The organism is Cyclobacteriaceae bacterium (genome assembly GCA_030584025.1).
Taxonomy (GTDB): domain Bacteria; phylum Bacteroidota; class Bacteroidia; order Cytophagales; family Cyclobacteriaceae; genus UBA2336.
Map to the genome: position 1 here is coordinate 2,707,654 of CP129487.1, position 15,445 is coordinate 2,723,098.

Here is a 15,445-nt window from a genome sequence, read left to right on the forward strand (position 1 = left end):
CGATCTCATACAATTTTTGATATTGAACTTATTTCTTAAAATCCAACTTGGTATTCAACTTGTTATTGCCACCAATCTCAATGGATGATGATCCGTATACCCGAATGGTGGACTTAATAAAATCCTCTTCATTGGCTTTATAGATGTTATCCACATATTTCTGCGGATTTCGATCAATGTACGGAAACCACGTGCTGTGAATCTGAATCATAATACGATGGCCTTTTTTAAATGTGTGCAGAATATCCTGAAGTGGAAATTCCACATCGGTAATTTCGTTTGGCTTAAAGGGCTCCGGTTTAGCAAAACTGTTTCTGAACCTTCCCCTGAACACTTCCGACCGAACCAATTGTTGGTAACCTCCCATTACAATATTCTTGGCATTGTGCTCGTAATTCGGATGATCCTGCGGATATACATCAATCAGTTTTACCACAAAATCAGCATCCGTGCCGGTCATGGAGACTTTCAGTTTCGCTAAAATTTCTCCCGACAACACGATGTCCTCTGTTAAAGGATCTGTTTCAAAGGTCAGTACATCCGATCTGCGGGAAGCATGGCGCTGATCATCACTCATGAAGCTTCGGGGCGTAAAGGTAAGCCCTTCGGTTTGTGAGGTGTATGGTACCGGTTTGGCCGGGTCGCTCACATATTCAAAAACAGCTTCCTGCGGCACGGGTTGATTCACATACAACTTTCCGTTTTCAGCAAAACGCAGGCTCAACGGAGCAGCATCGCGGGGAGGCCATGTATCAAATTTTCTCCATTGCTTGCTACCGGTATCAAACATATAGGCTTCAGGCAAATTGGGCTGCCCCTCACCTTTTAAATGGTAAGCAAAAAACGTACGTTCAATTTCACGTTGATAAAACGTAGAAATGCTGTCGCCAAAATAAATATGGTTGTGTGTTGACTTACCTTTTTCATTGGCCCAGTCGCCATGACCCCATGGGCCCATCACAATGGTATTGTAGGCCTGCGGGCTAGATGCCTCCACTGACTTATAAATATTCAATGGTCCGTACAGATCTTCCGCATCAAACCATCCACCTACCGTCATCACCGCATGCTTAACATCCTTTAAATGTGGAAGAATGCTACGTTTCTGCCAGAACTCATCGTAGTTAGGGTGATCAACAATCTGCTGCCAAAAGAAATTATCGTGATGATATTGTTCTGTAATGTTTTTTAATGGACCAAGCTTCAAGTGGAAATCGTACCCATCCTTTACTTGTTTACCATAAAACCGCATGATCTCATCCATAAACCAATCATCCTTGGTTTGTCCTTCTTTTTGATAACCGAATACGGCAAAAGCTGCGGTGTAGCTTTGCAAATACGCACCCATGTGGTGGAAATCGTCAAAGAAGAAATCTGAAATGGGTGCTTGGGGTGAAGAGGCTTTCAATGCAGGGTGCGCATCAGGTAAGGCTGCAGCTGTGTAAAAGCCCGGGTATGAAATACCGAACATGCCCACACGACCATTATTGTTTTTGATATTCTTAATCATCCAGTCGATAGAGTCCCAGGTGTCGGAACTTTCATCAATCGCTGTTTTATTCTTCCGATCGTTTCCGGGAATGTTGGGCCGCATGTTATCAAAGGTTCCTTCGCTCATGTACCGACCCCGCACATCCTGAAACGCCAGAATGTACTTATCCTTTACCAGGTAATTCGATGGATGACCATACGTTTTGAAATCGCCATAGGTTGAGGCGTTATAGCAGGTACGGTTTAACAAAATCGGATACTTTTTGGATTGGTCCTTCGGTACATACACAATCGTAAAAAGTTTTACACCATCCCGCATCGGAATCTGATATTCAAATTTTTCATAATGCGTACGCATGTAAACAGAATCTTCCTTGAAATTCTGCGCATACGTGAGGGTGACACATGTAACTAAAAGAAGTGTAATCAGTTTTGTTTTCATAAGAAAAGGTAAAATAATGTGGAATGTAGTGGTTTGAGGGTTCATTTTCAATGTCAATTAATAGATTGATGCTTCCGTTAATCTGAATGGACAACCGTTAATCCGGATTTTCTAAAATTCAGGTTCATTTTACCCAAACCTGTACGTTATACAGGTGCAACCAAAAAACTTTCTTATGATGAAGAACCTGAAATTTTTTGTATTAACCGTTGGTATGGCAGCGCTTGTCATGAGTTGCGATACCAAAGAAAAGCAACAGCTGCTTTCCAAAGTTGACTCCCTTCAAGTGGAATTGCAAACCAGTCAGCAGATGGCCACCACCCTACAGGAGGTAGGCACCCTGCTGGATTCCATTGACGCTACCCGGCAGGTATTGCGCACCAATGTAGTAGAGGGCACATCCTATGCCGACTACGAAAACCGGTTGAGCGAACTCAATGCCTACATTCGCGAAAGTCAGGAAAAGCTGGCTGAGCTTGAAAAGTCGATGAAGAAAAGTGCTGTGAATTATTCAGCTACCATCAGGCGACTGAAAAAAGACCTGGCCCTTCGCAATGAACAACTGGCTGCGCTGGAAGCAGAGGTAACCAAATTCAAAAATGAAAATCAGTTGCTTACCTCCTCTTTAAATGAAAAAACGTTGGCCATGGCTGAACAGCAGCAACTCATTCAATTAAAGGAAGAGAACATTGCCGAACTGGAAGCCAAAGTTGCTGAAGTCAACATCGCTTCGAAGACCAGCAAAGCCGAATTGTACTACGCACAAGCGGCTGCCTTAGAAACGGCCGCTGACAGAACCAAGTTTGCGCCAAAGAAAAAGAAAGAAACACAACGCGAAGCCTTGGAACTTTATAAGATGTCCCTTTCGTTAGGACATGTACAGGCCCAGGAAAAAATAGCACAACTGGAAAAAGAGCTTGGGTAGCAGACCGTTTTGATGAGGGTTAGGTGTTTGTTATCCGAAGGCGTCCCGTTTCGCGGGGCGCCTTTTCTTTTAATACCATTTACTTTGTTTTATTAGTGTACGGACAATGCCTGCACCCGCTCTGGCAACAATATCCCCGCTTCAGGTGATAAGATGCCGTAAAAACTACCTTACCATTTTCAAGGTAATAGTCGGGTTCGGTTGCTGGCAAAGCGGATGGACTTTTAGCTTTGTTTTTCCTGATATTATCCATACTTAAAATGTGCCACGCACACCCAATGATAAATTGAAAGGTTGCGTCTTGTAGCCATACACTTCGTAGTAATCCTGATTCAACAGGTTGCGGAAGTCCCCAAACAACTTTATGCGATTGTCGAGTAACGCATACTCGACATAAACATCCAGCAACTGGTAAGCCTCCAACACTACCGGGCTTGAGGTAAAAGTGTTTAGATCAAAGAATACATCGTTACGCTCGCCAAAGGTTTTGAAATTCAGGCTTGCGAATAATTCATCCGATACACGATACCCGATATTTAAACCCACGGAATGTTTTGGTCTGCGAAGCAAGTCGTTGGGCTTTGTTTCGGATCCTGCCCCGCTTTGGGTAGTTATCTCTCCATCGACATATGCATAGAAACCGGTCAGTGTAAGTTTATTTGTGGTGTATGATGCTTCTACTTCAACACCGTGATCATTCAGTTTATCCTGGTTGAGGTAACCGGTTGTATAAACAATTACGTTTTCAATTTCTCTGTTAAACCAGGTAGCGCGTACATTCCAGTTCTTATCCGAAGAAACAAACTGAATACCTGCTTCTGTGCTCGTGCTTTCCTCGGGTTCCAAATCTTCGTTAGCACCAAACGGACCATACAATTGCGTCAGTGTGGGCACTTTAAATCCGGTACCGTAGTTGGCAAAAAGCTTTACCTGATTATGGATCAGGTACGAAGGATTGATGCTGAACGTGAAATTATTTCCATACACCGAATGGCTTACAAACCGTCCGCCAGCTTCCATCGAAAATCCATTCAGGTTGTTTATAAACAGTGAAGCATAAGGACTGGTCATGTCAGCCGTAGGATTCTCAACGGTTGCATTGGTAGCCACCATTTTAACATGCTGGTAGTTTAATCCTCCTAACAATTGCACATGATCCGTGAAATTCCAGTTCATGAATATTTCACCGTGATTGAACCGGCCATCATATTCATCAGGCCCACCAAACATGCTCTCAAAAGAACGCTCCGTTTTGTTATGCGCATACATGACAGTAACTGCGCCCTTCTCAAATTGATAGTCAGCGTTGGCACCGTAGTGAAAGGTGTTGGCCTTATAAAACGCCTCCGGATCATCTGCGAAAGCACCCACATCATAGGCGCCATCAAAATCATTGAAGCGCACAAACGGACGGATGGAAATTTTTTCGGTTGGCTTATAGCCAAGATTCAACTGAATGGCATTTTGTTCAAAACCATCTTTATCAAAATCGACATTATCATCGGGCTCTTTAGCCTCACTGATGCCATCCGTTTGAAGGCGCGTGTAGCCCAGACTATAGTCAAACTTATCTGTACTTCCTGAAATACCAACATTGCCACGCAAAGTATGGTAGCTGCCATAGCTTACGGTACCTGTTCCGCTTAAGGGTTTGTTGCCTTTCTTTTTGGTGATGATGTTAATGACACCCGCCATGGCATCGGTACCATACAAGGTTGATTGACTTCCTTTCAGAATTTCAATGCGCTCGATTTGATCGATGGATAGCAAGCGTAAATCAAACGCACCATCAATACCACTGGGATCATTTACCGGAACACCGTCAACGAGAATAAGCGTGTACTTGCCGGCAGCGCCTCGCAAAAACACCGACTTATCCTTGGCGGGATTGCTGTTGGCACCATTGATGACCAAGCCAACTTGTTCATTAAGAAGTTGCGATAAATCCTTTCCCGAACTGCGCGACAATTGTTCTTCATCGATGATGGTGAGCACCTTGCCCGTCTCGGAAACATTTTTCGGAAACTTGGTAGCGGTAACCACTACCTCACGAAGGGTGGTGGATGACAGGGAATCTTGTTGGGCCATTATTTGGGTTGGCGCCCATAACCAACAGGCAATTACAGTCATTGCCCAGACTTTAATCTCTTTTTTCATTTGAAAAAGGGTTTAAGGTTGAAAAAAGAGTAAAGGCTGAAAATGAGTCGTGCGGAGTGAGGGTGTGATTCTATCATACCCATCACATGAATCACAAGAATCAAGTAGCTTTTACCCGAAGCACTGAAATAAACGTTGCTGTGGCAGGTCTCCTGGCTTACATCACTTGCCTTCACCTTCCCATCCCGTCCCGATAACTATCGGAATCAAAACAGTGGCTTGAAGAATTAAGACAAGTCTTAATGATGCTTACAGTTGCGGGAACAGCCCCCGATTTTCACGGGGTTCCCTTTTCATCCTTTTCAATCGTGTATTGATCAGGAACCAAAGCGGTGCAAGTATACAGATTCAGGATTTAAGATTCAAAATTCACCTTAAAACCACATAGACACATAGCGCACATAGTTTCTATAAATTTTCTATGTGGCCTATGTTCCTATGTGGTTCAAAATTACCCGAGGATGTATTTAGGGCATTTATACTGTTGCTAACATTTGAATTCTATCTCCACGTATACCGCACACCCAAAAATCCTTTCAACCCCTGAACAGGCGCGTAGTTGTAGGCCGTATCGAATGTGTAGTTGTTTGGGTTATTCACATCGGTGTTTCGATCAAACGGATCGAATGGTCGCATCAACGGATGCTCGGGAATGAAGTTCAACAGATTTTTTACACCACCGTAAATTTCCCATTGGTGTTTTTCGCTTTTGCTGACTATCGTCCGTGTTACCTGAATATTCATTAACGGAACCACAGGCGATTTATCCGGGCGGAAATCATTGGGCTGCACGGGCAAGTGCATCGGGCCATTAAACCTTCCGGTGAGGTCTATCATCCACGCTTTGTTTGGCGTGGTGTAGGACGTGGCCAATGTTCCGGAAAAGCGAGGCGCAAAAAGCTGCGGAATTTTTTCTCCCCCCTCCCTGTTGTACACATCCATTATGGTAATACCGGCCAGCACCGAAAACCCGGAAGTGAACTGTAAATCGGAGTTCAGCGTGATGCCTTTCGATATGGCGTGCCCATCCAGGTTGTCGTAAATGATTTTATCGGGGTCAGCTAAAAAATCACCAACAATCTTGTTTGAGAAGTACGTATAGAACAACGATCCGTCAACATTCAAAAAGCCTGATGCGAATGGAATTGTATGCGTATAGTTCAGGTTCACATTCCACGATTGTTCCGGCTTCAGTTCATCTTCAATTACCACTTCGCGCGAGCCGGTAAGGGCAGCATGATCTTCCGTAAACAAATTCACTACGCGATAGCCACTGCCGGTAGTAAATCGAAAGACGCTGTTTGCAGCAGGCGCATACCGAAAACTTAAACGTGGTGTGAAAATATTTCCGTGAATGTTGTGGTGATCATAACGCAAACCTGCGAGCGTAGAAAATGATTTACTGAGTTCCACTTCGTGCTGCACAAAAACTCCCGGTAAGAAAGTAACCGAGGGTGTGTTGTCGCCAGAAAGTTCAGCCGTGCCCGGAGTGTTATCATCATAATAAATAAACCGTACGGGCAAACCCGCCAGCAACGTGTGTGCACCCATCTTCCGGTTCCAACGCATCTGCGCAAACGCAACATGCTGATCGGCCTTGTACTTGACGGTACCGTAATACGAATCCTGCAGGTGGTAGTTATAGGAATAATCGATAGCCGCATTGGTGTTGAGTGCTTGTGTGCCGATCACTTCCCACCGATTGGTATAAATGGATTCTCCATAATATACATCCGACCCGCGGTACTTTCGGTTCCATTGCAGTTCTCCGCCCCACCGGTCTTCATAAAAGTACCGCAACGCCAATGACCCTTTTTGTTTTGGAAATTCCCATTTGTTGAAAACGGAAATGCGTTGCTGCACCGGGATGTCGGTAAAATTATCGTTGTTGATATCGCGTTTGTTTCGGTATTGAAAATGATTGATCCCCAGCAGGGTTGAAGTCTTGCCCACTTTTCCGGCCACCGAAATATCCAGGTTCATTTCACCCACACTGGTTCCAAAAACATCTGCTTGTAACACGGGCATGTTGTGTGGTTCTTTGGTGATGATGTTGATCAACCCGCCAACAGCTTCCGAACCATACAATGTGGAAGCCGGACCTTTCACCACTTCAATGCGCTTCACCATAGCGTTGGGTATGCCGGCCAATCCGTATACGGTTGATAAGCTGCTCACAATGGGCATGCCATCAATTAAGATCATCGTGTATGGTCCTTCCAATCCGTTAATGTGTATATCACCCGTGTTGCATACGTTGCAGTTCACTTGCGGCTGCACACCATTCACCATGTTCAGCGATTCAAAAATATTGGGCACCGGATTTTTCTTAAACAACACCGGAGCGTAAACCTCCACCGGAATCGGTGACCTGAGTTTTGTTACCTCCTGCATGGTTCCCGTTACCACTACCTCATCAAGCTGGCTCACTTCTTCTTCCATGGTAATGGTTATCGGTTGGGTTGACGGACTGACATTAACCTGTTGCGTATTTTTTTTGAACCCTACGGCCGAAACTTCCAACACGTAGGAGCCCGCATTTATTCCCTTAAACTCAAACGATCCATCGGCATTGGTGATTGTGCCCTTGTTTGTGCCGCGCAAGGCCACCGTGGCAAAAGACACAGGCGCTTCCTTGGCCCGTACCCACCCCTGTACTGCGGCTTCCTGTGCCACCGACTGAAAGGCCCATACAACCCCTGCCACCATCAAAATTTTAGCCTTACTAAGCATATTTTTAGACTAATCTAAATTTTTGTTTATACAACACTAAGTAAAACGAAGGAGTAAGGCAATAGGTTTAGGATAATTTATTTGAGATGAGCAAAAACCGACTGAATTGGGATGGTTCATAACTGATTTCTTTTAGCCAATTAAAAACGAAATGGGTAACTTGAGTTCCCTACAGCATTACCATCATCCCTATACCGATGAAACCCATACAATTTTTGACATTTAGTTTGTTGATTATCTCAGTGCTTTCCTGCAGTCAGAAAAAGGAAGCGGATGAGGCCCGTGATACAAAACCCGTGCGCGAGGTGTGGTCGCGCGAGCAAGCCCATGACTGGTATAAACAATGGGGTTGGTTACGCGGTTGTGATTTTATTCCCAGCACGGCCATCAATCAGTTGGAAATGTGGCAAGCCGAAACATTCGACACAGCCACGATAAACAAGGAGTTGGGATGGGCGCAAGCCATCGGACTTAATTCCATGCGGGTGTATTTGCATCATGCCGCCTGGCAAACCGACCAGGAAGGATTCAAGGATCGGGTGAGTCAATACCTGGCCATCGCGGATAAGCATGGCATCTCTACCTTGTTTGTTTTCTTCGATGATTGCTGGAACCCCACGTTTGAAACCGGCACACAGCCGGAACCCAAACCCGGTGTTCACAACTCCGGCTGGCTGCGCGATCCGGGCGATATCCTTCACCAGGATTCAACGCTTATACATACGCTTGAAGCCTATGTAAAAGATGTGCTTACGGAATTTTCAAATGACCCCCGCATTGTTTTATGGGACTTGTACAACGAACCGGGTAACTCGAATTATAAAAACAAGTCGATGCCGTTGTTGCAAAACGTTTTTCAGTGGGGCCGGGAGGTTAACCCGTCACAACCGCTGTCGGTTGGTGTTTGGAATAAAGAGCTGCTTGAACTCAATACGTTTCAGCTCGCCAACTCCGATGTGATCACCTACCACAATTATGGTGATGCGGAAGATCACCAACAGTGGATTGACAGCCTGCAAACGTACGGCAAGCCGTTAATCTGCACCGAATACATGGCACGAACCCGCAACAGCCGCTTTGATAACATTATGCCGCTACTGAAAAAGGAAAACATTGGTGCCTACAACTGGGGGCTTGTTGCCGGAAAAACCAATACCATTTACGCCTGGGATACGCCCATGCCTGATGGCAAAGAACCTGAAGTTTGGTTTCACGACATCTTCCGGAAGGATGGAACACCGTACAAGCCGGAAGAGGTTGAGCTTATTAAAAAGCTTACGGGGAAGAATTAGTTTAATCGTGGTAACCCATTACTGAATCCAGGATTAACATGAGTACCTACAAGGCATTATACCTGAGCCCAATGATTCCTTCGTATAATCTGGAAGCAACCGGCAAGTTCTTTAAAGACATCCTGAGCTTCACTCCGCATATGGAAACGGAAACGTACGCCATTTATCACAAAGACAACCTGACGGTACACCTGCTGCGGGCAGGAAAAGATATCGGGCAAATGGAATTTTACCTGGAGGTAGATGACCTGGATAGCGTGTGGAGCGCAATCAAAGACAAATTAAATTACAAGGCCTAAAGGTCAGAGAGCCCTTTAACCAGGCGTATGGGATGCGTGAAGTACACATTGGTATTCCTCAAACCAACACGCTATTGTTTATCGGGCAGGAGATTGAAAAGAATTAATAACGAAACTGATGTGCCTGGTTATTTCTTCACCAGCACGGCCTCTTCCAAAATAAAATTCACATGCTCAATGTCGGAAGCATTGAGTTTGAGTTTGCCTTTTACGGTGATCAGGTCATCCACCTGGAATTTTCCGGGGTCAACTTTGAACGTTACCTCGGCTATGGATTCAGGGCCACCACCTCCGCAAAAGAAACACTGGCTCATGGGGTATTTGGAGAGAATAATATAGTTGCCTTCTTCCGGTGCAAAGGGCACGTAAAAACCTTCTACGGTAATTTCCTTTCCCTCCAGCGACTTTAATGATTCCGGAAAACTGGGATAGAACAAATATTCGCCAAGCTTTTCGTAGTATTTGGGCTCAAATTTGGTTTTGGCAAATTCATTCCAGGCGTCAAACTTCGGGGTTTGGGCAAATGCCTGGCTGGTCAATAAAACAACACATACAACTAATATTATTTTCTTCATTCTGATTAATGGTTCAAGGTTTCATTATTTTTTGAACCACATAGACACATAGCACACATAGTTTTTTCTATGTGATCTATGTTCCTATGTGGTTAGTTACTTTACAACAGTTACTCACTACAACAAATTCAACATCAATTCCCTGCCAGCACTTTTGATATATCGGTTCGGTACGCCTGCCAGGCAGGTATCAGCGCACACAACACACCTAACAACAAACTTCCCGCCAAAATTATCCATTCTTCGGTGTAGAAAACAATACCGCTTATCCCGGCTTTTTGGGTTTCGGCCACAAAAGCTGTCATGAGCATAACCACACCATGCCCCAGCAACAACCCGATTATACTGCCCAACAAGGTAAGCAACACGCCTTCCGATAAAATAGTTACCACCAGTTTTAATCGTGTGGCGCCCATGGAGCGCATAATGGCCAAGTCGTAGCGCCTTTCTTTTAATGAATTATAGAGGGCAATAAAAATGCTTAACGCAGATATGAAAATAAGCACGTAGGCGAACGCCATTAAAATATCAACACCAACACCCAAAATGGAAAACAAGCGTGCCGTTTCGAACGCTGGCGATGCTGCCTGCATGCTGCTTTGCTGATTGACAAAACGGGGCAACTGTATGGCGCCCATTGGTGAGCGATATTGAAGCAACATGGCCGTTATTTCTTTGGTGGAATCACCGGCTGCAACGGTCGGCACCAACGGAGAGGCGATAAAGGTGCTGTCGTGTTCATGATCGTGATGCTGATGATCTTCTTCGGTGTGCAAATCATGCACATGCCATACACTTTCAACGGAAGTAAGAATGAGGTTGTCCAACACGGTGTTGGAGCGTTTCATGATTCCCTTCACCACAAACTTGTGCTCCTCATGCGCATGCCCACCGGTGGTGAGGCCGTGTGCGCTGGCAAATTCATCATTTAATTTGAATTTAGTCATGGCGGCCACATTGGCACCAATCACCACTTCCAGTTCTTCACTAAACCATGCGCCTTGTTCCACTTCTACTTTATAGAGTTCGGCATATCGCTTATCGGTTCCGATAATCCGGTACGCTTCATAGCTATCGCCTAACGCAAGCGGAATAGCATTTTTCACCAACCGGTTTTTGGCAATGCGTTCCGCTTCTTTCAAATTGATGTTGCCTGTAGGAAAATCGATGTGAAAAATATTGCAGAGTATAAGTTGCAACGGGCTACCCTTCGCCCCTACTACCAAATCAATGCCGCGTGCATTCTCCGAAATTTTTTCTTCCAGTTGCTTATTAAACAACAGCAATACTATGATCACAGCAATGCCCAAGGAAAGCAACACAATATTTAAAGCTGTGTTGAGTGGCTTTGCTTTTAAATAATTCCAGACAAGTAGTATGATGTTCATCCGTGTAGACTAATCTGTTTTCCAATTTTATCTTTCAACCGCTGATCGTGCGTGGCCACCAGCAACGTAGCCTGGTGTGCATTGGCTTGCTGAATCAACAAGTCGATAACCTGCGCACAACTTTTATCATCCAAAGCCGAAGTAGGTTCATCCGCTAAAATTACAGGAGGGTTATTTAAAACCGCACGGGCAATGGCAACGCGTTGCGCCTGTCCCTGACTCAGTTCAGTCACTTTGCTGTGCTTCTTTTCCGCAATGCCCAAACTTCCCAACACCTCTTCCACCTGGGTATGGTTGATAGGCAGTTCCGCGAGGTAAGGTGCCATGATTAAATTCTTTTCAACCGTGAGCGCACTGATCAGGTGGTTGCGCTGAAACACAAACCCCATGTGCTTGCCTCGAAAATGATCTAACGCTGTTTCCGACAAAGATGAAAGTTCTGTACCCGCCACTTCAACCGATCCGGAGTAGCCGCGAAGTAACCCGCCCAACACGTGAAGCAAGGTGGTTTTACCGCTTCCGGATTCACCCAATAACAAACAGTGTTCACCTTTTTCGATGCTGAAATCCGGAAAGCGTATGCCTTTCTGGTTTCCGTAGGCGAATGACAAATTTTTAATCGTTACCATAATGCGGCTTAAAAATAAAAGTCTGGTGGGTTTATTCCGCCAGACTTTTGTTTATTTATTACTAAAGATTATCAATTTACGTCATTGCGAACCGAAGCGGAGGCAGAGCGTTGGAGTGAAGCAATCCCAAAACTTCTAAGCAAGGGATTGCTTCACCCCGGCACGCCTACCAGCCCTTCCGTTCGCAATGACGGGAACTGATTTAATTTTTAATTGGTTCGTAATCCTTAAACGGTGACAGCGTTACTTTTTCCATCATCTCGCGGTATTCTTTCCACGTACTTTCGTAAAAGGCGTTAACCCGCTTCACTACTTCCGCGATTTTATCTTCCGCATGTTTCACCACCCTTCTATCCGTATCGCTGATCGGATCGCGGGAGCGGCCCACATAACCCATAGCGGTATTGATATATGAAACGGGTGTCGGATCAGGTGAACGCACAATGCCTTGGCGGTCATCTTCCTTACCTAATATATAGTCGAATAACGCATTGATGGAATCCTTTACTGCCTTGGTTTTAGCAGCCGCATCTTTCAGGTCATCGCGCTTTGCGTCTTTGATCTTCTTTTCGTATTCCTCTACAATCTCTTTTGACTCACGAAGTCTGTCGGTAGCCGTTGTAGCCAGGCTACGCAGCTTTTGCAAATCCTTAATCTGTGCGTAGCGTTGCTCATACACAGAAGTTGGAACATCCATACGCGGATCAGCTTTTACAATAATGGAAGTTGAATCTTTCTGATCACCAAAGGTAACGCGAAGCTTATAGGTGCCCGGCAGAACGGTTGTTCCGCCAAAGCCACCAAAACCACCGCCACCCATACCTCCGCGTGGCGCCTGGCGGGAAGGTTGACGATCACCTTTTTCATTCAGCATCCAACCCATCCGGTATACGCCATTTTCTTCGGGTGCCTTCTGGCGAATGGTGTTCACCAACTCACCCTTTGCATTGAAGATTTCCAGCTTTACGGAATCATACTTCACTCCTTTTTTCGGCTCAGGTGTAACCGGCTTGGGTTCTTCTTTGCCTTTCTTTCCCTTAGCCTCAACAGCAGCAGGCTTAGGTTGATCGGATGGCTTGTTTACCGAATACGTAATCATGGCACCGGGCTGACGGTTTTGTCCGTTGAACACGGCATTCGCATCGAAGCGCGGACCAGCCGGTTGTTGCATGGACACCAGGTATGCATCCGGAGGTGTAAACACATGAAGTGTTTTAGACGCTACTGAAGCTGACTTCGCCATCTCGCGCAGCGGACGGATATCATCCAACACATAGATGGCGCGACCAAATGTACCGATAACCAAATCGTGTTCGCGTGGGTGAATCACCATATCAATAGTTGGTGTTCCGGCCGGATAACCATTTGTCCATTTTGTCCAGTTCTTGCCTGCATCAATGGTAACGAACAATCCATTCTCGGTTCCCAAAAACAAGAGTTTGGGTTCTACCGGATCTTGTACCACCGAAAGCGTATAACTGTTTTCACCAACTTGAGCAGGTGTAACCATACTCTCCCAGGTGGCACCGAAATCTTTTGTGCGAAACAGATAAGGCTTGTAATCAAACAATCTATAATTATTCACTACCACAAAAGCTTCACCGGCATTGTAGGTTGAAGCCTGAATTTGTGCTACCCACGCATTCTTCGGCATGCCGGCAATTTTGGCCGTAGTGTTCGTCCAGGTTTTGCCACCATCCTGTGTTACCTGCACTTGTCCATCATCCGTACCTACCCAAATCACACCTTGCTTTACCGGGCTTGGCGCGATAGCCAAAATGGTACAGTGATTTTCTGCACCAGTTGCATCCATCGTCAATCCACCACTTTCGTGTTGCTTTTGTTTGGATGGATCGTTGGTGGTTAAATCAGGTGAAATGATTTCCCAGGTGTCGCCTTTGTTGGTCGACTTATGTAAGAACTGGCTTCCATAATATATGGTTGAATTGCTCAATGGATCCTGCGCCAACGCAGCGTTCCAGTTGTAACGCAATTTCATGTTTGCATCCGGATGTGTGGGGCGAAGATTTTTTGTAAACCCGGTTTGCAAATCGAAACGCGCCAGGTTACCCCCTTGCGACATGGCGTAACCGTAACGGTTATCATCCGGATCGGGTGATGCATCAAAGCCATCACCAAATAAAACTTCCTGCCAGTAGCTGTTGCGGATACCCGCGTTGCGCCACACATAAGCCGGGCCAACCCACGAACCATTATCCTGCATACCGCCATATACATTGTACGGATGCGCCATGTCTACATTAATGTGGTAGAACTGACCAACCGGAATGTTATCAGCAAACACCCAGGTCTTGCCCATATCGCGGGAGATGTTTAAACCACCATCGTTACCATCGATTATCATACTTGGATTTTCAGGGTGTATCCACCACGCATGGTGATCGGGGTGAACACCGTAGTAAGGCAGCAATTGTTGAAATGACTTTCCGCCATCTTCACTTACGTTTACGCGAGAGAAAATGGTATAGAGTCTGTTTTCGTTTTTCGGATCAACATAAATCTCGAAATAATAAAACGGGCGATCGCCAATTTCACCTTTATTATTGACCATGGTCCACTTCTCACCACCATCTTCCGAACGGTACAACGCATTCTTCTTGGATTCAACCAAGGCGTACACAATGTTTGGTTTGCTTCGCGCGATGGCGAGACCCATGCGACCAAGGTCACCGGCTGGCAATCCTTCCTTATCGGATAATTTTTTCCAGTTTTTACCGCCATCATGCGTTACATAAAGACCAGAACCCGGGCCACCTGAATTAAATGTCCACGGCATTCTGCGGTGCTCCCACATGTTGGCGAAAAGTTTATTGGGGTTGGATGGATCCATCACCAACTCAGCACAACCCGTTTTGTTATCCACAAACAGAATGCGCTCCCAGGTAGCGCCACCATCGGTTGTTTTGTATACACCGCGTTCAGGATGTTCGCCCCAAGGTGAACCAATGGCAGCAACATAAACCGTATTCGGATTTTTCGGATCGATGATGATACGATGAATGTGACGGGTTTTTTCGAGGCCCATCAATTGCCATGTTTTTCCACCGTCCAAAGTCTTATAAATACCGTAACCACCATTTAAACTGTTACGAGGGTTACCTTCACCGGTACCCACCCAAACCACGGCCGGGTTATCCTGCTGAATGGCGATGGCACCAATAGACAAAGTAGCTTCCTTGTCAAAAATCGGTTCCCACGAAACGCCCCCGCTGGTTGAAAGCCACACACCGCCCGAAGCGGCACCGGCATAAATGATATCAGGATTGCTCACCACTGCATCGATGGCAGTGATACGGCCGCTCATGCCAGCAGGACCAATCGCTCGTGGGGTCAAACCCTTCAGCTTATCCATATCCAGTTTTTGCGACCAGGCCGGAACGATCAACATCAGGCCCAGAATGATCAGTAAAAATCTCATAGGTTGTAATTTTTTAGATGGGCTAAGATACCATTCTGCATCGCGTTTTACAGAAGCACTTTACTAAACCGGATT

General features: G+C 45.6%; 11 protein-coding genes and 1 riboswitch. Of the genes, 3 read left to right on the plus strand and 8 right to left on the minus strand.

Annotated features, from left to right (window positions below; all coding sequences use genetic code 11):
* Positions 1-28: 28 nt before the first annotated feature.
* A complete protein-coding gene (locus QY309_12130; protein ID WKZ58613.1) occupies positions 29-1,933 on the minus strand; it encodes a CocE/NonD family hydrolase in 1,905 nt (634 codons plus the stop codon).
* 175 nt (positions 1,934-2,108) lie between these two features.
* Here QY309_12130 and QY309_12135 point away from each other — a divergent pair, with 175 nt between their 5' ends.
* Complete coding sequence (locus QY309_12135; GenBank protein ID WKZ58614.1) at positions 2,109-2,858, plus strand: hypothetical protein; 750 nt, start codon at positions 2,109-2,111, stop codon at positions 2,856-2,858.
* A gap of 79 nt (positions 2,859-2,937) precedes the next feature.
* On the opposite strand, the gene QY309_12140 is transcribed toward QY309_12135, so the two are convergent.
* The 3 genes from QY309_12140 to QY309_12150 form a co-directional block, all read right to left on the minus strand.
* Positions 2,938-3,111 carry a DUF5522 domain-containing protein gene (locus tag QY309_12140; protein WKZ58615.1) on the minus strand — a complete coding sequence of 58 codons (174 nt, stop codon included), beginning with the start codon at positions 3,109-3,111 and terminating at the stop codon, positions 2,938-2,940.
* Between the two features lie 2 nt (positions 3,112-3,113).
* The gene (locus QY309_12145; GenBank protein ID WKZ58616.1) at positions 3,114-5,015 is read right to left on the minus strand and encodes a TonB-dependent receptor; all 1,902 of its coding nucleotides are present in this window, start codon (positions 5,013-5,015) and stop codon (positions 3,114-3,116) included.
* A 124-nt stretch (positions 5,016-5,139) separates the two neighbouring features.
* Positions 5,140-5,359: riboswitch (cobalamin riboswitch) on the minus strand.
* Positions 5,360-5,516: 157 nt separating this feature from the next.
* Positions 5,517-7,748, minus strand: coding sequence for a TonB-dependent receptor (locus QY309_12150; protein ID WKZ58617.1), 2,232 nt, complete (start codon positions 7,746-7,748; stop codon positions 5,517-5,519).
* A gap of 197 nt (positions 7,749-7,945) precedes the next feature.
* On the opposite strand from QY309_12150, the gene QY309_12155 reads away from it, so the two are divergent.
* Positions 7,946-9,040 carry a glycoside hydrolase family 2 TIM barrel-domain containing protein gene (locus tag QY309_12155; protein ID WKZ58618.1) on the plus strand — a complete coding sequence of 365 codons (1,095 nt, stop codon included), beginning with the start codon at positions 7,946-7,948 and terminating at the stop codon, positions 9,038-9,040.
* Positions 9,041-9,078: 38 nt separating this feature from the next.
* Entirely contained in the window at positions 9,079-9,339 is a 261-nt protein-coding gene (locus QY309_12160; protein WKZ58619.1) for a hypothetical protein, read from the plus strand.
* Positions 9,340-9,467: 128 nt separating this feature from the next.
* On the opposite strand, the gene QY309_12165 is transcribed toward QY309_12160, so the two are convergent.
* The 4 genes from QY309_12165 to QY309_12180 all read right to left on the minus strand — a co-directional run bounded on the left by QY309_12165 (position 9,468) and on the right by QY309_12180 (position 15,370).
* Complete coding sequence (locus tag QY309_12165; protein WKZ58620.1) at positions 9,468-9,914, minus strand: hypothetical protein; 447 nt, start codon at positions 9,912-9,914, stop codon at positions 9,468-9,470.
* A gap of 134 nt (positions 9,915-10,048) precedes the next feature.
* Positions 10,049-11,302, minus strand: a complete 1,254-nt coding sequence (locus QY309_12170) for an ABC transporter permease (protein WKZ58621.1) — start codon at positions 11,300-11,302, stop codon at positions 10,049-10,051.
* Positions 11,299-11,931 carry an ABC transporter ATP-binding protein gene (locus tag QY309_12175; protein WKZ58622.1) on the minus strand — a complete coding sequence of 211 codons (633 nt, stop codon included), beginning with the start codon at positions 11,929-11,931 and terminating at the stop codon, positions 11,299-11,301. The genes QY309_12170 and QY309_12175 overlap by 4 nt, the downstream gene beginning before the upstream one ends.
* A 202-nt stretch (positions 11,932-12,133) precedes the next feature.
* Positions 12,134-15,370 carry a hypothetical protein gene (locus QY309_12180; GenBank protein WKZ58623.1) on the minus strand — a complete coding sequence of 1,079 codons (3,237 nt, stop codon included), beginning with the start codon at positions 15,368-15,370 and terminating at the stop codon, positions 12,134-12,136.
* Positions 15,371-15,445 lie beyond the last annotated feature (75 nt).